27 protein-coding genes and 1 pseudogene are annotated in these 24141 nt (G+C 33.9%); 9 read left to right on the top strand and 19 right to left on the bottom strand.

What is annotated here, in order from left to right:
• Positions 1 to 33 precede the first annotated feature (33 nt).
• From JUJ52_RS23730 to JUJ52_RS13465, 16 genes are all read right to left on the bottom strand, one after another.
• A complete protein-coding gene (locus JUJ52_RS23730; protein WP_161629305.1) occupies positions 34 to 189 on the bottom strand; it encodes a lipoprotein in 156 nt (51 codons plus the stop codon).
• A 109-nt stretch (positions 190 to 298) separates the two neighbouring features.
• Positions 299 to 892, bottom strand: a complete 594-nt coding sequence (locus JUJ52_RS13535) for a DUF4352 domain-containing protein (protein ID WP_228089006.1) — start codon at positions 890 to 892, stop codon at positions 299 to 301.
• Positions 893 to 1142: 250 nt separating this feature from the next.
• On the bottom strand, positions 1143 to 1583 hold the full coding sequence (locus JUJ52_RS13530) for a hypothetical protein (protein WP_026683200.1): 441 nt from the start codon (positions 1581 to 1583) through the stop codon (positions 1143 to 1145).
• A 17-nt stretch (positions 1584 to 1600) separates the two neighbouring features.
• A complete protein-coding gene (locus JUJ52_RS13525) occupies positions 1601 to 2185 on the bottom strand; it encodes a DUF4352 domain-containing protein (protein ID WP_228089005.1) in 585 nt (194 codons plus the stop codon).
• 433 nt (positions 2186 to 2618) lie between these two features.
• On the bottom strand, positions 2619 to 3209 hold the full coding sequence (locus JUJ52_RS13520; protein ID WP_026683198.1) for a TadE/TadG family type IV pilus assembly protein: 591 nt from the start codon (positions 3207 to 3209) through the stop codon (positions 2619 to 2621).
• A 36-nt stretch (positions 3210 to 3245) separates the two neighbouring features.
• Entirely contained in the window at positions 3246 to 3473 is a 228-nt protein-coding gene (locus JUJ52_RS13515) for a hypothetical protein (protein ID WP_228089004.1), read from the bottom strand.
• A 226-nt stretch (positions 3474 to 3699) separates the two neighbouring features.
• Positions 3700 to 4071, bottom strand: a complete 372-nt coding sequence (locus JUJ52_RS13510) for a hypothetical protein (RefSeq protein ID WP_026683196.1) — start codon at positions 4069 to 4071, stop codon at positions 3700 to 3702.
• A gap of 100 nt (positions 4072 to 4171) precedes the next feature.
• A complete protein-coding gene (locus JUJ52_RS13505) occupies positions 4172 to 4741 on the bottom strand; it encodes a DUF4352 domain-containing protein (RefSeq protein WP_026683195.1) in 570 nt (189 codons plus the stop codon).
• Between the two features lie 17 nt (positions 4742 to 4758).
• Positions 4759 to 6909 (bottom strand): TadE/TadG family type IV pilus assembly protein, encoded by a 2151-nt coding sequence (locus JUJ52_RS13500; RefSeq protein WP_228089003.1) that lies wholly within the window; start codon positions 6907 to 6909, stop codon positions 4759 to 4761.
• A 1-nt stretch (position 6910) separates the two neighbouring features.
• On the bottom strand, positions 6911 to 7534 hold the full coding sequence (locus JUJ52_RS13495; RefSeq protein ID WP_051388481.1) for a TadE family protein: 624 nt from the start codon (positions 7532 to 7534) through the stop codon (positions 6911 to 6913).
• Between the two features lie 53 nt (positions 7535 to 7587).
• Positions 7588 to 8256 carry a DUF4352 domain-containing protein gene (locus JUJ52_RS13490; RefSeq protein WP_228089002.1) on the bottom strand — a complete coding sequence of 223 codons (669 nt, stop codon included), beginning with the start codon at positions 8254 to 8256 and terminating at the stop codon, positions 7588 to 7590.
• A 40-nt stretch (positions 8257 to 8296) separates the two neighbouring features.
• The gene (locus JUJ52_RS13485; RefSeq protein ID WP_026683192.1) at positions 8297 to 8476 is read right to left on the bottom strand and encodes a Flp1 family type IVb pilin; all 180 of its coding nucleotides are present in this window, start codon (positions 8474 to 8476) and stop codon (positions 8297 to 8299) included.
• A 35-nt stretch (positions 8477 to 8511) separates the two neighbouring features.
• Positions 8512 to 9378 carry a type II secretion system F family protein gene (locus tag JUJ52_RS13480; protein ID WP_051388480.1) on the bottom strand — a complete coding sequence of 289 codons (867 nt, stop codon included), beginning with the start codon at positions 9376 to 9378 and terminating at the stop codon, positions 8512 to 8514.
• A 13-nt stretch (positions 9379 to 9391) separates the two neighbouring features.
• Entirely contained in the window at positions 9392 to 10321 is a 930-nt protein-coding gene (locus tag JUJ52_RS13475) for a type II secretion system F family protein (RefSeq protein ID WP_051388479.1), read from the bottom strand.
• A 31-nt stretch (positions 10322 to 10352) separates the two neighbouring features.
• Complete coding sequence (locus tag JUJ52_RS13470) at positions 10353 to 11534, bottom strand: TadA family conjugal transfer-associated ATPase (protein ID WP_205389742.1); 1182 nt, start codon at positions 11532 to 11534, stop codon at positions 10353 to 10355.
• 113 nt (positions 11535 to 11647) lie between these two features.
• Positions 11648 to 12754: an AAA family ATPase gene (locus JUJ52_RS13465; RefSeq protein WP_152525466.1), complete on the bottom strand. Its 1107-nt coding sequence runs from the start codon at positions 12752 to 12754 to the stop codon at positions 11648 to 11650.
• 621 nt (positions 12755 to 13375) lie between these two features.
• Here JUJ52_RS13465 and JUJ52_RS13460 point away from each other — a divergent pair.
• The 3 genes from JUJ52_RS13460 (at position 13376) to JUJ52_RS13450 (ending at position 16816) form a co-directional block, all read left to right on the top strand.
• Positions 13376 to 14803, top strand: coding sequence for a zinc ribbon domain-containing protein (locus JUJ52_RS13460; RefSeq protein WP_205389579.1), 1428 nt, complete (start codon positions 13376 to 13378; stop codon positions 14801 to 14803).
• 426 nt (positions 14804 to 15229) lie between these two features.
• Positions 15230 to 15766, top strand: a complete 537-nt coding sequence (locus tag JUJ52_RS13455; RefSeq protein WP_026683187.1) for a GNAT family N-acetyltransferase — start codon at positions 15230 to 15232, stop codon at positions 15764 to 15766.
• 495 nt (positions 15767 to 16261) lie between these two features.
• The gene (locus tag JUJ52_RS13450; RefSeq protein WP_308036040.1) at positions 16262 to 16816 is read left to right on the top strand and encodes a DUF3267 domain-containing protein; all 555 of its coding nucleotides are present in this window, start codon (positions 16262 to 16264) and stop codon (positions 16814 to 16816) included.
• 543 nt (positions 16817 to 17359) lie between these two features.
• Here the strand turns inward: JUJ52_RS13450 and JUJ52_RS13445 are convergent.
• Positions 17360 to 17761: a hypothetical protein gene (locus JUJ52_RS13445; RefSeq protein WP_051388478.1), complete on the bottom strand. Its 402-nt coding sequence runs from the start codon at positions 17759 to 17761 to the stop codon at positions 17360 to 17362.
• 568 nt (positions 17762 to 18329) lie between these two features.
• On the opposite strand from JUJ52_RS13445, the gene catA reads away from it, so the two are divergent.
• The gene (gene catA, locus JUJ52_RS13440) at positions 18330 to 18980 is read left to right on the top strand and encodes a type A chloramphenicol O-acetyltransferase (RefSeq protein ID WP_026683185.1); all 651 of its coding nucleotides are present in this window, start codon (positions 18330 to 18332) and stop codon (positions 18978 to 18980) included.
• Between the two features lie 505 nt (positions 18981 to 19485).
• Here the strand turns inward: catA and JUJ52_RS13435 are convergent.
• Positions 19486 to 19701: a hypothetical protein gene (locus JUJ52_RS13435; RefSeq protein WP_228089001.1), complete on the bottom strand. Its 216-nt coding sequence runs from the start codon at positions 19699 to 19701 to the stop codon at positions 19486 to 19488.
• 312 nt (positions 19702 to 20013) lie between these two features.
• On the opposite strand from JUJ52_RS13435, the gene JUJ52_RS13430 reads away from it, so the two are divergent.
• From JUJ52_RS13430 to JUJ52_RS13415, 4 genes and pseudogenes are all read left to right on the top strand, one after another.
• Positions 20014 to 20364, top strand: a complete 351-nt coding sequence (locus tag JUJ52_RS13430) for a YqfO family protein (protein ID WP_228089000.1) — start codon at positions 20014 to 20016, stop codon at positions 20362 to 20364.
• 55 nt (positions 20365 to 20419) lie between these two features.
• Positions 20420 to 21115, top strand: a complete 696-nt coding sequence (locus JUJ52_RS13425) for an MBL fold metallo-hydrolase (RefSeq protein ID WP_205389575.1) — start codon at positions 20420 to 20422, stop codon at positions 21113 to 21115.
• 231 nt (positions 21116 to 21346) lie between these two features.
• Complete coding sequence (locus JUJ52_RS13420; protein ID WP_026679797.1) at positions 21347 to 21988, top strand: hypothetical protein; 642 nt, start codon at positions 21347 to 21349, stop codon at positions 21986 to 21988.
• Positions 21989 to 22339: 351 nt separating this feature from the next.
• Positions 22340 to 22717: pseudogene (locus tag JUJ52_RS13415) on the top strand (hypothetical protein).
• Between the two features lie 295 nt (positions 22718 to 23012).
• Here the strand turns inward: JUJ52_RS13415 and JUJ52_RS13410 are convergent.
• On the bottom strand, positions 23013 to 23372 hold the full coding sequence (locus JUJ52_RS13410; protein WP_205389574.1) for a winged helix-turn-helix transcriptional regulator: 360 nt from the start codon (positions 23370 to 23372) through the stop codon (positions 23013 to 23015).
• A gap of 101 nt (positions 23373 to 23473) precedes the next feature.
• On the opposite strand from JUJ52_RS13410, the gene JUJ52_RS13405 reads away from it, so the two are divergent.
• A complete protein-coding gene (locus JUJ52_RS13405; protein WP_205389573.1) occupies positions 23474 to 24133 on the top strand; it encodes an MBL fold metallo-hydrolase in 660 nt (219 codons plus the stop codon).
• The last annotated feature ends 8 nt before the right edge of the window (positions 24134 to 24141 follow it).

Raw genomic sequence — 24141 nt, 5'->3', positions numbered from 1 at the left:
ATAGAAATGTGTTGGCATTCTTCTCCCTCCTTCCTAAATTAATTCCCTACCCAGCCATGCTCTGCTGCTTTTTTCTTTATTTTTACATTTCACTTTCAAGCATGCGGTTCTTTTCAAATACATGAAAGGTGTGTTACTACAACCTGATACAATTATTATGATAAACAATAATACTAATAGTTTTTTCATCAGTAATAACCCCTTCTTATATCAGATTTTCTTATCTCCCTTAGAATGAAGATATTTAAATTTAATATCTTCATTCTAAGAGTAGTAAGCTACCCCATATTGACAACGCTTATGATGAAACAGGTAGTTCGAATTTAGTTTCCTCATTGGATGCCATATATTCATAAACCAGATAAAGAACATTATCTTTGTTAAAATCACTACTTATATATACTAAATCACCTGTAATTTCTTCTCCTGGTTTTAATTCTTCGTTTCTTTCTAGAAAGAAATCTTCATCTTCAGAGTTTAAACCAATAGATTCTGATACAAGTTGGGCAGAAATCATTTTATTTGGTACAAATGGTTGATCGCTAATATTTTTAATAGTTGCATTAATTACAGCAAATTGTCCACCTTCTTCAGAAGTATAGCCGAATTGTTCTAGATCAATTCCATTAATTGGTTTTGAAGTTAATTCAAAATCATTAACCGTAACTTCGTATGGGAAGTCATATAAATCACTCGTAATTGTCGCCGTTTCCCCTATCTGATAAACTTTTTTATCCTCAGCATCTTTACGTTTATTATTATCATCGTTTGTTTCTGTCGCTTGTTCCTTGTTATCATCTTTCTCCTCTTTGTTATCACCTTCATCGTTATCGCTACAACCTGCTACTATAATTACTGCTAGTAGTACTAATAATGCTAATAATTTTTTCATTGGTATCCCCCTATTTCGTTTAACAAACAATCTACCAAGATATTTCCCCACTACCTCATTGCTATGCTTAGGAATAAAATATATCAAAATATCTCATTCCTAAGGGCAGCAATGCTACCCTAAGTATTATGCAAGATTATTATTCAACGTTCTTTAATGTAAATCATACTTCTTCATCCATCATAAATTCAAAAACTAAAAAGCTATTATTTTCTTTAAAATTTGTGATTGATATCAAGTTAGTTGTTATTTATTCACCAGAATTTAAACTATCTCCTAATTCCGGAGTTAATTCATTAAAGAAACCTAAGGGAGCTGAGTTTAAGAAAATGGGTTCAATTTTATCAAAAGGTATAAAAAGCTCAGTACTCGTATTTTTAATTGTAAGATTTACTACAGCAAATTTAACTCCAGTAAAGTCTCCACCATCTGCATTAAAATCAGCAACGGATTTCCCTTCATATTCATCCTTCTCTTTATAACTATTCAAGGTAACTTCATAAGTGAAATCATATTTATTACTTTTCACCTGTACTGTTTCACCAACATTGTGTAGTTCAATATCTTCTCGATTATTATTTGCTGTTTCTGCAAGCTCAGGATTTTTATTTTTTTCTCTTGTATTATCACTATCACTACAACCTGCTACAAGCATAATAATAGCAAGAAAAATTAGACAGATCTTTTTCATAATAATCTCTAAATAACTTACTTTTTAGGGTTAGGTAATACAAAGTGTATTTCTTCATCAGATGATATTTCATATTTTAATGTGTATTTTCTTGAATCATCTAGTGGTATATCGTAAACTAGATGACCTTTCAATTCATCTCCGGGAGCCAACTCTTTATCACCAACTTCAAAAAATTCGTCATTTGAAATATCTCCCGCAGTGTCACCCTCTTTTGCTAAATTCGCTGAAAACATTTCATTTGGAACGTACGACTCGTCACTTATATTTTTAATCGTTACATCTACTACAGCAAATCCATAACCTTCATCTGCACCAGTAATATAATCTTGTATTTTCACACTGTCTACTTCATTTTGGATATTAAAATCATTCACCGTTACCTCATAATCAAAATCATATAAATCACTGGTAACTGTTGCTGTTTCTCTCATCTGATAAACTTTTTTCTGTTCTTCCGTTTCTGTAGTATTGGTTTTCGATTCATCCTGCTGAATCGCCGTTTTATTATTTTCTTCTCCAGTATCTTTGGTAGTATCACCTTTATCACTACATGCTACTAATAACAAAATTGCTAATAACAAAGTTAATGATTTTTTCAAGAAAATCTCCTTCCTACACCGCCCCTAGTCTTATACGATATATAACTTCCCAGAAATAAAGCATATGTACGGGTTTAATACATTATTTTTTAACTGGTGTTAATGACCTTTTTTGTATACTTTCTTTAATATGTAAAAAAACTAACGTCAACTTAATAAAAACGGTTTTCGTAAATATAAAACTATAACTTCAATAACCCTACGAATATAATAGATATATAAAATCACAAAGTGTAAATAATACGCCTATTATCACTCAATAACTGTTTCTCCTCATCACAAGCACCTATAGCTTTTTAAAAATATACAAGGCTAGACATAATACTTCCAAACTCTATTTGAATTTAGGAATTCTCTGCTTGCGAATATTAAAATAAGCTAGCGCAATTAAAAATAATTAATAAATTAATATCCTTACAATGTTTTACCCCTATTAATTTCCAACCCATCCACGCTCAACTACAATCTTTTTAATTTTGATCTCTTTTTCAAAAAAAGGGAGCACAATTTGCATGGTATTTTCAGCTTCAATCTTTACATTTGCCGCATCTTCGCTAGCTCCATGTGGAAAGGAGGAATCTATTACTCGAACACTTTCTGGACTAAAAAAAGTTGAGCTAAATACATTTTCTTCGTATTTTTTTTGAACTATTCCTTGATAAATTTCATTGGAGAAGTAATTAAGTCCTTGCCCTGATGTTGGAATAACATCCTTACCTACTGCTCCTAATTTATCAAGTATATAATTAGCCACCTCATGATTTCCTAACTTACCTGCAGCACCCTCTGTCAAAGAATCAACAAACCCATCTGTTTGTTCTTGGATCAGACCTTGCCCTACCATTGCTAAATATGAATAATGAGCTACAGACTGAGCTGTTTCATTTACCGCTTCCTGTAATGCCATCTCAGCTATCGAAATTTTCACTAATGAGGTGAGAAACAAAATAAAAGTTAACAAAAGAGGGATGATTAATGCTGCTTCCAACGTTATACTTCCACTATTTTTTTTTAGAAAATTCAACATAACACACCCCTTTTCCTTATGATTTAATACGGTTTAATCAATGTTCACACAACGATCAGGAATCTTGTCGTAATTAGCTATTTTTTCTACTTCATAATTATCATTTATTAAGAAATGGTTCCTTTGTTCACCATCACTTGTTTCCCAAAATGTAATAAATTTACCGGTAAATCCATCACTTTTATGGTCTATATGTAGTGATTCACAAACTTCAATATTGATAATATCAGCTTCTTGATAATCTCTGCCTGGAAAGTTCATGTCTAGTGCTCCTTCTACAATCGCACTTTTTGCTTTTGCTTGATCTAAATCTTCAATACGTATACTTGGGGCACTTTCAGTATCCGTTTCATTATTCCCACATCCGGCAAGATAGAAATGAGGCCCCTAACGCCATTAATAATTTCTTCATTTCTAGCAACTCCTAATTTTTATCTAAAATCACAACTTAATATTCTTGTACTTTCTCACTAAAAGGACCTTCCTATTAATCAATATAGATGCAGCGGTCTTCAATTTTTCTATAGCCAGAAATTATTTCTATCTCATAATCAGTAGTTAGCGAGAAATCGTACGCAAATTTACCATCACTTGTCTCCCACTCCACTTTATACATATCGATAAATCCAGCTTCTTCATTGTCAATATGGTATGATTCACAAACCTCGATATTTACAATATCGGATGGGCTATAGCCTTTATCATGTAGGATATGGCTCTCTAAAGCCCCTTCAGCTATGGCTTCTCTTGCTTTATCTTTATCTAATTCTTCTAAAGTGCCACCATCACCACCTGAAGAATTTGAACAGCCAGCTACTAAGAAAGTGATAAAAATAAGTAGGAATGATAGTTTTTTCATTACGCACAACAACTCCTTAGCCATTAATAAATACTTTATACTTCTCGAAAGTTTCGGGTGAGGAGTAGTATAACCTCTCCTCACCTTTTAGATTCACTGCTTATTGTTCTGGGTTCGGTAACTCAAAGTGTGTTTCTTCATCAGACATAAATTCATACTTTAATACAAATGTATCTGCATAATCAACTCTAGTGGTATATACTAAATGGCCTTGTATTTCTTCTCCAGGTGCTAATTCCTCATCTCCTATCGTAAAGAATTGGTCATAAGATGTTTCACCGCCTTTTGCGTCCATTCTCGCAAAATTCGCTGAAAACATTTCGTTTGGTACATAGGATCGATCACTAATATTTTTAATGGTAACCTCGACGACGGCAAATCTACCATCTTCTTCTGCACCTGAAATAATGTCATCTAAAGGGGTTCCATCTACTTCTCTAGTTAGCTTAAAATCGTCTACGGTTACCTCATAGTCGAACTCATATAAATCACTGGTGATCACAGCTGTTTCTCCGATTTGATACACTTTTTTCTGTTCTTCCTTTTTCGAAGTATCGGTATCAGTTGCCTTTTCATTATTTTCTTCTCCAGTATCTTTCGTAGTATCACCTTCGTCACTACATGCTACTAATAGCAAACTTGCAAATAACATAATCAATAGTTTTTTCATCAATTATTCCCTCCTGATTAATATGAGTATACTTTCCGTTTTTCAAAAATATAATAGTTCCCCTCTACATTTCCAGGTAATACTTCTGCTAATTGTGGAATAAACCATAGCTTTAATTTACCTTGTACATTTCCTTCGATATACGATGGTTTGTCATTTAAATTAACACCCGTCTCCTTCGTTACAACTGCCTGTACTCTTCTCATCTTTTCATTATTATACGGTTCACTGGTAGATTTCATTGCCATTATAATTCTAAGAAACATCGGCATGTTCATCGGCACACCTGTTCCTCCAAACATTTTAAAAGGATTCCAATCCATTTTATAAGGTTTTTCCGTAAGATCTTCCAACTGATCAGCTGTAGTTATTATCGCTCCTGCCAGTGCCTTAAAAAAGCCTAATGGTCCTGCAAATCCCCCCTGTATACCTTGGGAAATTAAGTTACCTACAAATAAAATTAAAGCTATGTCTTTTAAAAACATAAAGTAATTCATTCCAGCAACATTATATCCATAAGTAATATATTGTGCTTTTTTTGTAGCAAAAGCATAGGATTCTGAAGCTCCAATTTCATATGGTTCTTTTGATCCGTAATTCGCCATAATGTACTCATTAATATATAGTTCATTCCGAACAGAAGTTGGAAAACCTTGCATAAATACCACAAATTCTTTAAATCTATCGAATGCATCTTTGATAAATTGTAGACGACTCGGTTCTTCTGTATCGCCTACAGTTCCTGTTACTCCATCATATTCTGCGATAATATTATCAAGCTCAGCATAAAGCTGATTATCACTTGATATTTGATTTTTGATATCATTATATTTATTCAATTCTGCCCATAAACTGCCAAAACTTTCATCTGCTTTTTCTTCTTCTGCTTGCGTATCCACATTTTCCAATGCTTTTTTCAGATCATCATATTTTTGCATTTGATCTTCTATTTTTTTCACTTGATTTTCTTTTAAGTTATTTAACTTAGTCTCGATAGATTGAATAATAATTTCTGCTGCTGTTTTATTATTGCTATCAATAGCTATATAAAACAGTGCAAATAACTGACCTATACTATACTGTCCTGGATCACTTAGGTTTGGATTATCACCTAAGGATTTGTCAATTCGAACTTTTTCATAAATTGCATCCGTACCATCTAAAATATCTTTAAAAAAATCATCCGTTAGTGTAAATTTCTCTAATTCTGATAATAAATCACTACCATCCATCAATTCATTAATCTGGTCATTATAATCCTTTGCTGATCCACTTTTGGGATTAGTGAATTCACCACCAGAACCAACTAAATGGGTAGGTATATCATTATGGTATATCTCGATATCGATAACACTTTTATATATTTCAGCGTTAATTCCTGCTATGTAATTATCGATTTCCTTTTCTTCACTGGAACTCAATTCTTCCTCTCCATCTGCTTCTTTTTCTTTTAACTCTTGATACCTATCAAGATAAAAGACTAACTGATTGAAAGTTTTTATTCCTTTAGGGATTTTCTCATTATCAGATGAAACTGGATTACCAATGACACGATTCTTAATATCTTCGTTAATCAGTTTGTTATAAGGATTTAATTGTTTAATAGATTCATCAATTTCAGCATTCCTCTTTTTCATTAAGTCAAGAATTTCTTCATAGTTTTCAACTAGATCCTCTGCTTCTTCTACATCTTCTACTGATATATCATTTCCTGTCAGTAATTCAAATAAATCTTTCCCCATTTGTACCGGTGCTTGATATTTCATACTTTCTATAACTTGATGTCGAAAAACATCATAGTCAACTAAGTTACGTGAATTATCAAAGCTTGCCGTTGCACTTGTAATCGATGGTCTTACAAGGTTTTGTGTACCACTCAATTCAGAGCCAGAATAGAACTGATCATTCATATATGTAGTAAAATCCCCACCTGCATCATTTCCATCATATGCAAATAAGCCTACACCTGCCAAATCTGAACTAAACTGCGACATGGTAGAACGTAATGCAGTCTCCATTGCACTATCTATTTGGCGTTCTGCACTTAGAATACGCAACGTATCGATCAATAATGCATTTAATAAGAAGATTGGCAGGATAATCATAATAGCATAGATCGAGACAGAACCATTATCCTTTAAAAAAAATCGTTTTACTTTTCTTTTCAAGTTATTCACCACCAAAAAACTTCCTTATGGAGCTAACTGCATCACTTAATGCTCCATTCATGCCAAATTCACTCCATAAATATTTACCGAAGTTGGCAGTTCTAATTAATTCAGGAGTTTCAGTAACCACATGGCTAGATGTTCCTTTCACCTTGCTTCCAATCATATTTTTGAAAAAGGTGGGGATATACAAGCCAGATTCAGCCTCCACCTCAACTTCGCTATATATCAGCGTATTATTATAGTCCACTTTTAATGTAATTGCACCATTGTATATATCTGCTTTTCTTTTCTTATCTACCACTATATTGTCTCCAGCAAAACCACTTAAGTTAAAAAAACCTAAAACATCATTATCTGTGACCCGCCAATATAATCCATCTCCACCAGCTAGACCTGTATATTCTGTTTTTTCAAAATCACCCGTTTTTATGTCTTTATGTGTACTATTCCATGTATAGGCGAGCTCACTTGATACTTTATGCGCCATATAGCTTGCCGTGCCCATTTGAAAAATAATAATACAAAAGAAGACGCCAATTAGAGTAAACATTAGAAGAGCAGGGAAGACAAGGGTAGCTTCAATTGTAAAGCTTCCCCGTTCTTCCTTCATAAAGGGCTTCATATTAATTACTCCCTTCATTTTCAACTGTTAATTATTAATTAACATTCATTCTCTTACTTTACTTCCCCTTCACTGAATTCCCATTCAGCTCGGGTCGTAATTTGATCTGCAGCATGACCAAATACAAAATTGTAATTATCTGTTTTCTCTATATCAAACACATAAGTTCCATTAATAGAATCTCCAGGATCTAATTCTCCCTCTATCAACTGTATTTCTGAAGCATCCTGAAGATACTGAGACCCAATAGGTGGTACGTATTCATTGGAATCAAGCCCTCCTAAACCAGGTTCAAAGATATCAGTAGCATCAAACGCCCTATCATCGACATTCTTTACAGTAACATCTACTAATACAAATGTGTCTCCATATAAGGATACATTTTCAAGTTCATCACGATAGCTTACTTCATTTAATGTCACTTCGTATTTTAATTTATCAGGTGAGCTTACAACGATTCCTGTCTCTCCTATTTTCAAGCCAAGTTGATGCTCTACATACTCATCATTACTAGTTTCTTCGTCTTTCTCTTCTGTAGCTGTTCCATCTTCCGATTCTTGTTGTGTATTCTCATTAGAAGTATCAGTATTATTGCTATCTGTTTCTGTTTGCTCTTCCCCCGTCTGTTCCGTTTCCTCATTTGGTTTATCATCAGAACAGGCAGCTAAGATTAGACAAATTATTAATACTAAGAACATGGATAATAAACTGTTTTTTTTCATGATAGATTGTTAATCCTCCTCAAAAAACGTATAGTCATGATCACTCACCTGGAAGCTGTTCATCTATATTGTCAAATAGATTATTTGCCCATTTTGTAATCCTTTCCTTGAATAAGAGGGCAATTGCTACTAAAACAGCTAATATTAAAAGCACTTCAATTGTTTCTAATCCCTCTTCATCATTCCAAAAATCCTTCCAAAAATTTGTGATTTTTTCCATGTAAACTCTCTCCTCTATGCATATAAATTTAATAATTAAAATATAGCTATTGCTGGGTAAATAACAATTAATAACACGGCACCAAATATAAAGATTATCGGGAATACCAATTTTGATGATGCTTCTTCCCCTTTAATTCTGGTAATCGTTTTTCGCTTATCCCATAATGATACCGATAATTCTTTCAGTGATTGAACTAAGAGAGCTCCACCTTTGCGATAATTCATCATAACGGTTGTCGTAAATATGGAAACCTCCTGAATCCCACATCTGTAATTTAGGTCCTTCATCACCTCCTGAAAGGGTGTGTTTGCTGACATTTTATTTACCGCTTCGTTTAGTTCAAAATATAATGGGGAATCAAAAACCTTTTGTTTATTCTGATCCACACATTTTTTTATGGCACCTTGAACCGTATCTCCTGCATTTACTAATAGAATGACTTTATTAACGAATTCGGGCAATTCAATAACAATAGAATCCTTTCGTTGCCTCACTTTTTTATCCAAATCCTTCACTAAATAAAAGCCTAAAATGCCCGTCAATATTAATCCATATATTAAATTTGTATAACCTCCACCGTCCAATTCCACATATACCATTGTAAAGAATACTGCTAATGTTATGGTTGTGATGATTTTTGCCAAATATATTTTGGTATGATCGGCTGATAGTTTACTTCCTTTTAAAATGATCATTTTCTGATGAATAGAATTAATCAATTTCGGCATTCGTTTATACAAGTTTAATTTATCAATGATAGCTAATGCGTAAGGAGCAATGATAGGTAATGTAATGTCTTCTTTATAACTAGAAATAAATGATTCATATACCTTCTTATATTTCAAGTTCATGCCAATGATAATTAATAGAATCACCATCAATATACTTTTTAGTATCATAGATTAACCCTTCCTATACCTCTATGTCCATAATCTTTTGACTAATTAAAAGTCCACAAATGATACACGCGAGCGCAACTGTCATAACAATTGGCCCCAATGTGCCAAACTCATATAATGGTGCTACAAAATCAGGGGAAGTCACTTTCAGCATGACCGTAATTCCCACCGGAGCCACCGCCATAATCTTAGACTCAAATTTCTTTTGGGAAACTAGTACCCTAATATCCTGTTGTATTTCGATTTTATCTGTAATAATATCAGCTGTACGTTTGATTACTTCTACTAAGTCTCCACCAGTTCGTTTACATGTAATAAATACATCTGAAAAATTACGGATATCATCTACATCGGAACGCTTGGCAAAGTCATCTATAGCACGTTCAATTATTTCACCATTTTCAACTCTCCGGTTAATCAAGTTTAATTCCTTCAAAATGTACGTGTCATTATCGGGATAAAGCAATTTTAAGTCCTTTTGAGTTTCACGAAATGCATTCTCAATTGACTGCCCTGCTGCAAGAGATGATGCAAGTGAGCTAATTGCTTCCTTAAATTGTAAAGCCAATTCATCTTTTCGCATTTTTATTAAATCTTTACGCTTAAATTTAGGATAAATAATTCCAAGACATGCAGCGATACTTGATACAATGATACTGTCATAAAATATTATTCCTACACAAAATATAATACTAGCTGCTAATAATGTATACTTCACTCGTTCTGTTTTCGACAATTTATAGGTTCCATAGTCAATAAGATTTTCTCCACCTATGGTCCTTCTTTTAATTGCTTCTATACTTCTTCTTCTGACCTCAGCACCATGCTTTTCTGCCAGTTTTTTTTCTATGTTTGCCAACTTTTTCTTTCGGACTCTACGGAAAATAAATATTCCTACACAAACAATAATAGCGGTAAGTGAAAGGATTTCTCTTGTGTCCATTTATCATCCTCCTCTTCAGGCACACCTACTATTAGGCAAACTGCTCCAATACATCGTTCTTTCCTGTAAGTTTTAGCTTTGATGTATTTTCCAGCTTATGATCCGTCTTTTGAAGCTTACCGATAATTTTTCCTCTGTAGTCCTCTCCGGTTTCTTCAAAAACATATAATGGTTTAATAATAATTTCACCATTCTCTACTCCACACACCTCAGAAATCTCCATTACTCGACGCGAATGGTCTCTAAGCCTCGATAAATGGACCATGATATCAATTGCCGATCCTATTTGTTTACGGATAACTTCAATTGGTAATTCAGCACCACTTAAAACCATCGTTTCTAAACGGCTTAGCATATCATAAACGGAGTTCGCGTGCCCTGTAGAAAGAGACCCATCATGACCAGTGTTCATCGCCTGCAGCATATCTAATGCCTCTTGGCCACGTACCTCACCAACAATAATCCTGTTCGGTCGCATACGTAAGGAAGCCTTGATTAAATCTCTGATTGTAATTTCGCCTTTACCCTCTGTATTGGCATTTCTTGTTTCGAGACTAACTAGATTTGGAACTTTGCGTATTTGTAACTCTGCCGAATCCTCGATAGTAAGAATTCTTTCCTCGGTTGGTATAAAATTGGACAATACATTTAAAAATGTCGTCTTACCAGAACCCGTTCCACCGCTAATGAAAATATTATATTTCGCTTCTACTAACTGTTCGAGAAAACAAGCAACGTCTTCATCCAATGCACCAAACTGGATCAAGTCTCCAATCATTAAAGGCTTTTCTGGAAATTTACGAATTGTCATAGCTGGACCTTTTAAGGCTACTGGTGGTAATACAACATTTACCCTAGAGCCATCTTCTAATCTAGCATCTACAATAGGACTGGATTCATTAACAACTCGGTTAACCTTAGAAACAATTGCTTGAATCGTATCTTCAAGCTTTTGTTGATTCTCAAATTTCACATTTGCATTCGATACTTGACCATCTCGTTCGATATAAATTTCATCATAATTATTTATCATAATCTCCGTTATAGATGGATCATCCAATATCGGCTGTAATACGCCAAGTCCTCTAAATGCATGATACATTCGATCAACGATTCGTTTAATCATAACTGAGGAAATCTTTGACTCTCTTGCATACTCAATCACTGTCTCTTCAACGAGTTCCAGTAGCTCGTCATTTGTAGTTGAATGCATGAAGTCTAGTGTTTCCCTTAATTTATCGATTAACAGCTTCGTAATTTCATCCTCCGTTTTTGGTACCTTGCTCGTGGGCTGTTGATGAGCTGACTCCTTATCCTTAGTTTCACTTATTGCCACTGCGGAGACACCTCCGATGATTGAATCGTATTTTCTTTTAGTAATTTGAAAAGCTGTTCACCGACAACGATATCTTCCTGTAACTTTGTTTCTTCACTTTTGTTAAGCCAATGGACATGAAATGGGATATGCGCTTCGATACTAAAATTAAATGCATCAAAACCGTCAAACAATTCCTCACCCACATTGTTTACAATAAAGTGGATATTGGACCGATCATTCCCAATTCCAACTAAATCATGTTCCATGACATTATTAGCACTTGAAAAGCTAGTCTCGTTCGAAGACAAGACCCAGAATACTTCATCACTATTCTTGAGAGCAGTACGATTTCGCGCATGAATGGAGCTATCAAGATCAACAATAATATAATCATAATTTTGTGTATCTCTAATTGCCTGTATAAGCGTTTCAATATCTTCTTCTGTTGCTAATTGCATTTCTTCTGGAAGTACTGGAAATGAGAAGTAGTCTATGTTTGTTAAAGCATCTCTTGACTTTAACGATTCGATATTAGCAATAAGCTGATCTTTATCTTTTTTTAAAAAATAAAACACCTCGGCGGAGGATGGTTTATCCTGTTTGAAGTATAAATATGTATTATGTAATTCTTCTAGGCTAAGATAGAAGACGCGCTTCTCTTTAAAACTTAAATGCTTTGCTAAACAAAGGGATAAGATCGTCTTACCAACTCCGCCATTTCCACTATAGAAGCTAATAACGCTATCCGTTTCTTTCCCGTTCATTACCGAACCAAGCTTTCCGTTCATTTCATAATACATGGCTAACACCTGTGACATAAGCTCATGAAAAGGCTGATACTTATATATAGATGCAATGGAATCATGTTTTTTACTTATCTGTTCTTCAGAAAGCGTGATTATTTTATCAAAAGTAACCGAGCTTTCATGATCAATAATCATATCTGTTAGTAATATGTGCTGTTTCTTGTTACGTGTACTCTCTTTAAACGTATCTATTTCCGTGAAAATTTTGGAGGAAAATTTCTCTTTAAGATTTGAACTAATAAGAAAGTTCGAGAAATAATTAGCATAATCACTATCCTTTGTTAATAAAACCAGACTAATCTTATTCATTGGAATCACCTTTACTTAATGATTTAATACCACTTTATTTATCCTCCCTAAATATTACTAAAAACCGATTATAAAAATAAGATGTAAACCATAAAATGGTTATTTTTACCTATTGTTATTCAGGAATTACTTTAAATTCGAAGTATTTTTTGTCGAAAGCTTTAATTCAAGATATTTTTCCGTACGTTACATAGATAAATTCTTAATAAAATACGCCTAATTAAACAATTATGGCTATTTTTCAAACATAATCTGAAAAAACTATCGTAATTTAAATATTCTTTATTATCCATATATTATAACTTTGGAATTTTTTCCCATATATAAGTTTCTTTTTAACTAGGTAATTTTACTTAATCAATAATGATGACGAAGCAGAATTTCCGGATTGTAATCAAATTGTAATATTAAAACAGCCACTTTTCTTCATTTATAGACGGAACTATTCATCCATTTTTCTATCGTTTATAGTTCATATTTCATTCCTCTATCAAAAAGTCCTATCAATTTCGTGGTAAAAACAGGGAAAAAGTGGCATTATCAATTTTATTCATTATGGTACGATTAGTATACTGTGGTAATCGTCCACGCAATAAGTTTAGAAAGGTAGGGAAAGCATGCATGAAATGTAAAAATTGTGGCTATAAAACGAATCAGAATAAAAATTTTTGTCCAGAATGTGGCAATCCATTGTCAGAACCAACGAAGAAAGTTGGGAAGAATAAAACAAATAGCAAAAAATTACTTGCCATCATATGCTCCACCATCATCCTGATTGCTGCTATCATTTCATTTTTCTTAGTTGGAAACAGTAAATTCACACCAGAGAAAGAGATTCAAGCTTTTGAAACAGCAGTCAACGAGAAAGATGTCGACGCTTTAAAAGGCATTCTTCATCCCGTAAATGACTCATTCAATGTAACAGAGGAGAATGCTTCACAGTTTTTGGAATATCTAGCAAACCACCCTAAAAAACACGAAACGCTGATTAATCGTTTAAACGAGCAAGTTGAAACGGTATCATCAGGCACTATGGCCAAAGCTTCTTTAAATAATACATATGCTACTGTTAATATAGTAAAAGATGGTAAAAAGTGGATGTTCTTCGATGATTATAAAATCATGGTTTCTCCGATGCATCTCGACCTATATATGGATACGGAAGGTATTGACCTGTATGTTGACGATGAGAAAGTAGGGACATCTTCTGGAGAAGGCTATCATAAAGAATTTGGACCATACATGCCTGGTATGCATAAGGTAACTGCTACCTTCGAGAATTCTTATATATCATCAAGTATTGATGAGGAAGTGGAATTGTTTAACTCCAATGATTCGACACTCATTCATACATTAGAGCTTGATGCAACTGAAGTGGAAGTTTCCTCCATCTATGATGATTCTACCCTCTATATTAATGGAGAAAAAACAGATATTACCGTCGGTTCAGACAAGACGTCAATTGGTATGTTCCCAACAAATGAATCAGTTTCCTTATACGCTGAAAAAGAATTTCCATGGGGAACTGCAAAAAGTGAAGAGCATTATATCAATGGAGATTATGTTCAGTTCGACACTATCTATCCATTATCAGAACAGAATGAAGAAGCATTATTCAAACAGTTAAATGATACATTGATTCAATATCGACAAGCGTTATCTAAAAAAGATGCATCCCTATTAAAAACTGGAGCTACGAAGAAGCTTAAAGAGCAATTAGCCGATAGAATAAAAGAAATAAAGGCCAAGGAACCAAAGTATACAGGCGAATTATTAAAAGCAGTATACAATAAAAAGTCACTGCTACACACCGAATATGATAAACAATTAAACCAATATATATTTCAAATAAACGCTGTGCTCACCTATCACGAACCTAATGGTGATTTAGGCTGGTTATCCAGAGATGAAGATAAGAAAAACTATACTAGAACGAGAAAGCTAACTGTCATTTATGATGAAAAAGAAAAAAAATGGCTACTTGATAAGGATGAATTATTTTACCACTCCATCATGGATGATGAAGCAATTGAGTTCCAATTCAATTAATTCATTCGCTTGACCTAATGAGAAAATCTTAGTGTATGCTAAGGACACAACAAAACTCCTAAGGAGTCAATGGCCTTCTGTAGCAATTAGAAAAAAATGTCTTTCACCTAGCTTTCCTAGTTAGGTGAAGGATATTGTTCTGTTCTTACAAGCCAAGGTTGTGATGTGCACTGTACTCTATTTTTACTTTTTTCATTAATTCCATTGCCTACTTCCTCAACATTCTAAAGCGACCTCGCTTACTTTTCTCACGATAGCTTAAATATCTAGAATAGGTTTTATCTAGCAGCAACATATTAATGTTGCTATTTACTTACTTTTTTAAACCTTGTATAATCGAATTAATTTCAACGCAAGAAGGGACTGAATGATGCGCAGCTATCAATATTTATAGCCCATAGTATAAATAAATTGGAGGGGTAAGTATTGATTACCAACTTAATCACGGATAGACTATGTTTACGAAAAATGGAAACAAATGATGCAGCCAGTTTATTCAACATTTGGTCCGATCCTGAAGTGACTAAATTCATGAATATAACTAGTTTTACTGATGAAAGCCAAGCACAAGATATGATTCATTTTCTAAATAAGCTGTATGAGGATAATAAAGCTATTCGCTATACAATTATTGAATTAGCAACAAATCAAATTATTGGCTCATGTGGTTTTAATTCGTTAGATCAGGAAAATGAAAAGGCGGAGATTGGCTACGAATTAGCAAAGGAATCTTGGGGGAAGGGCTACGCCACAGAGGCAATCTCTAAATTGCTTACGGTTGGATTTGATTCGTTTAATCTTAATCGCATCGAAGCTAAGATTGAACCTGATAACCATAATTCTATTAAACTAGTAGAAAAGCTTCACTTTACGTTAGAGGGTACCCTTAGACAATATGAAAAGTATGATGAAAGGTACATCGACCTTCATTTATACTCTAAACTAAAATCAGATTCCATGTAAAACCAATAGGGCTGTCCTAGAAGGTTATCTAGCTACTGAAACTGAACTATACACTCCTTGCTGGAGAAAAGGTAGGTCCTGCTTTGAGCGTTTTTCTTAGGAGGAAGCTTCACCTCTACCCGCGGAATCGTAATACAGCATAAAGTAAAACTTCAGGCAGTGGGGGTTTTGTTTATCCCCCACCGCTTGTTCGTACCACAAGAGTATGACCTAAAGGCTTTGAACCAATCGGACATTACTGGCAGGCGATCCCCCACTTATCCATATTGGTTTCACTTTATTGCTTGAAGTGAGGGCTTACTGCCTGTTATATGCGGGATAAAGATATTTCTTAGACAAGCACTGTCATCTCTCCTGCAAACCTGCTACATAAAAGCTTACCTTCTATTATATTAAAAGAATTCTAAATGAGGGAATCAAATGAAAATAAGAAACAACTTGCCAAAAAGCAACCCACATTTACACATAGATTTAATAAAAAAGGGATGGGTTCCAATGAGAGAACCTAAACATTTATGCCATGCTATTTTGTTATCTATTCCGTTGATGATGGTAGCTGCAATTCTCTCTATTGGGGTCATACATATCTTTTCCACTATATCCTTTCATGAGTTTGGACTGACAGCAGACAAAATCTCACTAACTATTAACGTTCCTATTATTTTTATACTAATCCTTCTTTTAATACTTCACGAAATCTTTCATTTGATATTCATACCACATTTTATTACATCAGATAAAACATATCTAGGTTTAACGTTATTCGGGGGGTTTGTAATAACAGAGGAAGAGATCGTAAAATCAAGATATATCCTAATCACCATTGCTCCGTTCATCACTATTTCCATAATTGCGCCACTGCTATTAGGTATGCTAGGACTCCTAACACCAGCATTAAAATTTCTGATAATCCTAAATGCAATGGCATCGTCCGTCGACATTCTTAATCTTTTACTCATACTTAAACAAGTACCGAAAAATGCAATTTTAACAAGTAATGGACCATACACATATTGGAGAGATATAGCGGTGAACGAAGAAATAAAGTAAAACTTCAATCCGTGGGAGTTTTGTTTATAACCCACTGATTGTTCGTGCCACAAGGGTATGACCTAAAGGCCTTTGAACCAATCGGACATTTACTGGCAGTTGATCCCCTCTTATCCATATTGGTTTCACTTTTTTGCTGGAAGTGGGGTCTTACTGCCAGTTATATGCAAGACAAAGTAGAAGCTTCCATGCTATTGGTACATTTCAACCATCCATTCTTTTTTGCAAAAAATGATTAATATATCCCAAACACAATCTCAGCTTTTTACGTAGACTAATGTACAAGATTATTTATTCCACATTTTATTATTTCCTTCCCTTTCATCCTCCTTTTTATGGAGGGTTTTTTATTTATGAGCGTTACCAGCTGGTGATCTTAGGAAGATGTTGACCTCAATATCAGTGTTACCATCACGATGAAAAAAGTATTCCAAGATAAAAAGGACACCCCCTCCAACCAAGGAAAGGGCACTATATTCAATGCACATCAATCATATAAATCCGTATGCAACTTTCATTTGTTTTAATCTATCCAAGCACCTTTTATCTAACATCAAAGCTTATGGTACCACTAGATGTTACCACACCAGTAACTACATCTCCATAATAGGTTCCGGGTAACATATTAGTAAAAGTTCTAGTTAGCAGTGGCTGCCTTAATGGACCAAAACCTGTACAGTTTCCCGATGAAGCATTACATAAACGCACCAATGGTTCTCCATAAAAATTCAAATTCCTTACAGTTACCGTAACGTCTGCACCACCAGAGGGTACTACTACTTTTCCGTCCCACTTACCATCTTTTGTTTTAAACTTGTATGGTCCGAATGTTTTCAAGAGAGTTACATCATCCTTAGTAATAGCTTCAGAGGCATGTGACGTGTTTCCAAAAGCCACAACGGATATAACAGTTACTAGCAGCAGGGAAAATAAAATTTTATACATCTTGTTACCTCCTTTTTTTTCAATATACATACTACTTCTATACGTATCCTTATTTTCCTGCAATTTTTTGTTAATTTTACATCAATTTAACTTTTTTAAAAAAGCAGCCTATTACAAGAAAAAACAGCTACTAACCGTTAATTTCTTCCATAGACCTCTTAGGGTTTAATGTAAACTGATCGATATTTAGTAATACAGATTATATTAAGTGTATATTTCAGAATAAAAAACTACTCTACAAATAGATTATTCGTTGAAGAACGTTAGATCACACTTACTTACTATACGAAGCAAACATAATTAGAATGAGTTAATACCAAACCAATAGAATATTTACTGATATAACAAAATTAGGTATCCGTACAGCTTCAAACGCTACACTATTTTAATTTTTTCTACCATCAAATGATAAAGTATAAATCTATTTTATTTAGAGGGTGTACATTTATTTAATTTTGTTATATATTACCAATAATAAATAACATTATATAAGGGTGAGTGAGTAATGAAGCGAACCGTGAAGATTGCCTCTTAAATTTATTCAAAAAATTTAGGAGGCATATAAACTATGACATTTAATGTAATTGATATAAATACTTGGGAAAGAAAACCTTATTTTGAACATTTTTTAAATCATACTAGATGTACGTTCAGCATGACTGCAAATATAGATATTACAAGGTTATTAGCAAAAACTCATGAAATGAATATTAAGTTTTATCCTGTTTTTATCTATATGGTTACTAAGGTCGTTAATTGTCAAGTTGAATTTAGAACCTGTTTGGATGAAAAAGGAAGACTGGGATTTTGGGATCAGATGATACCAAGCTATACTATATTTCATAACGAGGATAAAACGTTTTCTACTATATGGACAGCATACGAAGTAAACTTCTATCCCTTTTATAAAAACTATCAACAGGATATGAAGCTTTATGGCAATGTAAAGGAGATAAGCGCAAAAAAACAAACGCCTAAAAACGCAATTCCTATTTCTTGCATCCCTTGGACTAGTTTTACAGGTTTTAACTTAAATATCTTTAATGATGGTACATTCTTACTACCAATCATTACAGGAGGTAAGTATTTTAATCAGGGAGATAAATTATTTTTACCTATTTCAATACAAGTCCATCATGCTGTTTGCGATGGATATCACGCTAGTCAATTCTTTAACGAATTACAGCGATTAGCTGACGAGTGTAAAGAGTGGCTATAACCCACTATATTTTTCATATTAAATGACGTAATGGGCTGGTAATTAGCAGCCCTTTTCTTATACAGGACTTAGATTATTTCTAAAAAGAAGCAAAGTTTCAAAACATACACACAGATTATAGAAATGATGAATTTGCGTATTGATTATCGCAGCTTCCTATTTTAAAAAAGGAAATCTTGTAAGAGCATAATAATACTTATAGAATTAACCTATGCATGACTAGCTATATGGAGAGAAAGAATATGATAAAGTAAAACTTCAATCCGTGGAGGTTTGGTTCATCCCCCAGGGTTGGTTAGTACCACAAGGGTATGACCTAAAGTCCCTAGAACTAATCGAACATTTACTGGCAGTCGATCCCACCCCTATCCCTATTGGTTACTTGAAGTGGGAGTATTACCGCCAGTTATATATGGGATAAAAAGGGTATTATTTAGAATAACTGAGCAAAATTCGCTCAGTCCTTATCACTACATGCTCAGATTTACGCTTCCTCTAGTAGCTATTATGTAATAATAGCTACTGCTTGCTTGACCACCACTCCGGCTGCCCACTTCCCTTTCCGTGGGGTTTGTCCCTCAGCTAACTTTTTTAGCAAAACCCGCTCAAAAAAGTGGATCTTTAGGTCAAACATTTCCCACAGGAGTTGAAGTGGCCGGCCTTCGCTATTATCAGGCTCTACAACGCTAGCATGAAGTAACACAGCTGCTTTTATACTCACGGATAGCGATTTTCACTTTACCCATTGTAAAAAAAGTCAACCTATTACTTATGACAAGAATTGTTGCACCTTCGCATAGCGGAGACTAATTACGTAGACTCCTGCGGGATTAGCGCGAGCCGAAAATCCACTTTGCAACGTGTTCTTCTTTGCAAAGTTAGTTGAGGCCGTGCCCGCCGAAAGCGAAGTAATTAGTCGGAGCATTGCCAATATACATCAAACATTTCAAAATAACTACTTCGCTTAACGCAGTCATTGCACTAATTTTATACTTTCTTAACTTTTAAAAAAGGTATTGGGAGGAAGAAATTTGTGAAATTAGTGCCAATATATAGAATACATACTTATGTGGTTCCAGAATCTTTGGATAGAGTATTAGTAGGTGTGTTACATGTTGATGATTTAATTTATGGAAACTATAAAAACGTAGCTTGGCATTCAAATGATGGTATAGAGCAATTTGTCCCTTCAAAAAATTCTATGCCAACAGAGGGAGATATAGGAGAAAGGAAGCAAGTAACGTCGTTTAAGTTAGAATTTTCTATTCCTAGAGATAAGCATTTATTATTAAAAGTAATTGAAGAAGGCATTTACCCTAATCATCCTTGGGATGAACCAGTCGTGCAAGTAACCGAAGCATTTGAAACAAGAAAGCATGGATAAATCGTTTGGTAACATAATCATTCACTAGATTTTTAAGACAAACGGAGGTAGAAAGATGAAGATAAAAGAATTACCAATTAAATTTGAATTTAATGGACAAAACAATTATATTTATCCCAGCTTACTTATATCAAATAATGAATTAACCTTGATTGATACAGGGTATACAGGCTTTTTACGTTTAATAGAAAATGAAATTTTAAAACATGGATATGAAATGAAGCATTTAAAGCGTATCATCATTACACATTATGATGATGATCATATAGGGTCCTTATACGATTTCAAGGAAAAATATCCTTGGATTAACATTATAGCTAGTGACCTTGAAGCAAAATATATTAGTGGTGAAATGAAGTCAGAGAGATTGATTCAAGCAGAACAAAAGCTAGAAAATATGCCAGAAGAAGAGATGGAATTTGGCAAATGGTTTATACAGCAATTAAAGAATTTAAAGCATGTTCCAATTGATGAAAAAGTCCAGGATGGAGATATGATTTTAGATAACAAATGTCGAATAATAGCAACGCCAGGGCATACTTCGGGTCACATTTCATTATATATTCCGAGTTTAAAAAGTGTCATTACAGGTGATGCAGCTGTTAAAGAAAATCAAGAATTAGTTATCGCTAATCCACACTTCTGTTTACATATTGAGAAAGCGGAACAATCTTTGAATAAAATTAAAAGTCTTCAAGCTGAACATTACTATTGTTATCATGGTGGAAAACTTACGTTAATGGAGGCGTAGACACTAATCACCAGCCCAAGGATTATCCGAAATTTATAATAGAAAAGCGCTTCCGCAAACAGGTAGTTGCCAAGTAGCCTTTCAGCATAAAACCCATGCGGGATAAATTGAAACTTTCATATAAATTATCGTAATATAAGAATGAGCAGCAAAGGAGGCGGAGCATAGATAGGTAGTTTTATAAATTTGATTTAATATGAATGTATGTAAATTAATAGAAGGAGTGAAACGATGGATAATGACAAAAATTTTGACGAACCTGAGGAGCAAAAAAGCAAAATAAACTTTGATTTTGGTAAGAGTTTAAATGAAACGAAAGGTATACTAAAGGATGCCATTATAAGACCACATTCTGTAGTGAAGTCGAATCATATCATTGGAATTGAAACGAGTATCCTCATACTGTTAATACTTTCAATTATCATAGGTTTATGTAACTTTTTATTCTTTAAGTTTGGATTCGATGGCTTATTGAGTATGTTTACAGAGATTGGAATTATGTTTTTAATAACTGGGACTCTTTCCTGGATTATTACTTTTGCAGCAGGCTATGTCTCTCTATTTATGTTATTGAAGTTTCTGGGGAATGCAAAATTCTCTCACCGCGAATTACTTACAAAGTACGCTGTCGTAAACATTCCATTTGCTGCTATTTTCTGCTTGGTTATCTGCTTTTTTGGATTTCTAATGATAGACTTGTTTGTAATTACCTACGTTTTTGCACTAATGTTGTATGGAGTCATCCATATTTATCTTTTCCTTGTACATATCAACAAACCAAAGTTTGATTTGTATTGGACCATGGCGGGATATTTGCTGGTACTGACCGTACTTACATATATGCTGAATGGAATTGATTTTAGTTCATTTTAACACTTAGAAAAATGTCAATGGACTTCCATTAGATAGATATAATGACCAAATTTATGGTACAGGAATCACCGCTTGAAGTGGGGGCAAAAAATCCTCTGCTAACTATCTTATTGTGCAATAGTACGCAGTGGGACGTTTGCTATGTGGGCTTGTATCATGCAAAAGTTTTTACTGCCAATTATATGCGGGATAAGCAATTAAATCAGGATTTGGTTCACTTTCTTTCACTTAGATATAACCTTGGTTTCCTATTATCTCATAGGGCAGACTTCAACTAAAACTAGTCATTTTTCATATTGCTAAATATATTACTATTCCAAAATTAGTTAAGGGAGAAGGAGTTCTCTATCTATGCTCAAAAAATTTTATATGGTTTTTTTAACTTTATTAATAGCTGTTGGAGCGGTTTTATTGGCTGCTAGATATCCAACAGGTCCTAATACTGTTTCATACGATGAACCAGCTGGTTAGTGGATATCTATTGGTATAATCATTGTACTCTTTTTACCGCCTTTGCTTTTATCACTATTTAGTAATCGTGTTGTACGAAACATATCGGCAATGTATCAAGCATTTATAGTGATCTCATTTTTAGGAATTATACCAGTCGGATTTCTTTCTCCTAATAATCTTGGGTTAAGCGCTATTGCCATTTTAGGAGTTTTAGTTAGTATAGCTAGTATTATTGTAACCTTAAAAATCAAGTCAAATAAAAAAGCCAAATTTTAAATTACTTCAACTAATGGCTTTATGCATACACGTTATGAAAAGATGGACCTTTTCATACAAATTAATCGAAGCTAAACGAGATAGATATCTTTATTCGTTTCCAAATCGCACGAAGATGTTAAATAGTTATTGACGAATTTTCATATACTCCATAAAAAACACCCTAAATATTAGTTTTATCTATTGTTTACTTGACAGAGAGCATATCACTAAATTTAGGGTGTGGTATCTTCTCAGAGTTGTACATAAGAATGAGACTTTTGTAAATTCATAACAACTCCCCGTTTTTTTAACCTTATTCAAATCCCTTCCTCATATAAGCATTCCCCCACTTCTCTATGGATTTTATTATTGGAATAAGATCCTCACCAAGAGCTGTTAGATAATATATTACCTTCTTAGGGTAATCGCTTGTTTCTTCTCTTTCAATAATACCATCTTTCTCCATATCTCTAAGCTGTAGTGTAAGAATGCGTTGAGTAACACCTGGTATTTCACGGCGTATCGCATTGTAATTCATTGGTGATTGAGACAGTAAAAATAGAATGATACCTTTCCATTTACCACCAATAATATGCATCGTTAATTCAATTGGACATGCATGCTTTACAGTTAACGTACAAGTACCATATTGACTGCTTTTAAAGTCTGACATTTTCTCACCTCAATGGGTAGTTACAAAATTGTGCCTTCTTGTTACTACCTTTTTATCTTGTTAAATTTATGATATCAAATAAATAAGAGAAGGTGTATGAATTGAAATTCGTCCAAATTTCTAAACATATTTATAGACTTACCTACGAAACCGTTGTCGGTATTCCAGTCAAGATTAATACATGGTACGTAGTGGATGGTGAAGATGTTTACATCATTGATACCGGGATGGAAGAATACGCACATATACAGCTAAAAGCAGCAAAATCCTTAGGTGCTCCCAAAAGTATTTTACTAACACATGGTCATCTGGATCATATCAATGGAGCTAAGTATCTACGAGCTGAATTAAACATTCCTATTTACTCACACAAGAATGAACTTCCGTTTATTAATGGAAAAATACCCTATCCAAATAAAGTAGAAAAGGAAACAACAGGTGTTGAACATCAGGTTGAGGCTTTTCAAGATAGTGTCATTAACACGTTACCCCTCGATGTATATGAAACACCTGGTCATGCTCCAGGCCATGTCATTTACCATCATAAAGATGACAATGTGTTGATAACTGGAGACTTATTTATTTCTGATGCTAAGACCCTACATCCACCGATTAAAAAGTTCACAATTAATATGGAAGAAAATATTAATAGCGGGCGCGTAATAGATGATATCAAACCATCTATCCTATCTTCTTCACATGGTGAGGATGTTAAATATAATGACAAGTTATATACCATTTATAAATTTACATATGAATAGGAGATATA

Origin of the sequence: Virgibacillus sp. AGTR (assembly GCF_016919725.2) — a bacterium.
In the GTDB taxonomy this organism is placed as follows: Bacteria; Bacillota; Bacilli; order Bacillales; family Amphibacillaceae; genus Virgibacillus; species Virgibacillus salarius.
This window is presented reverse-complemented; position numbering and strand designations above follow the sequence as displayed.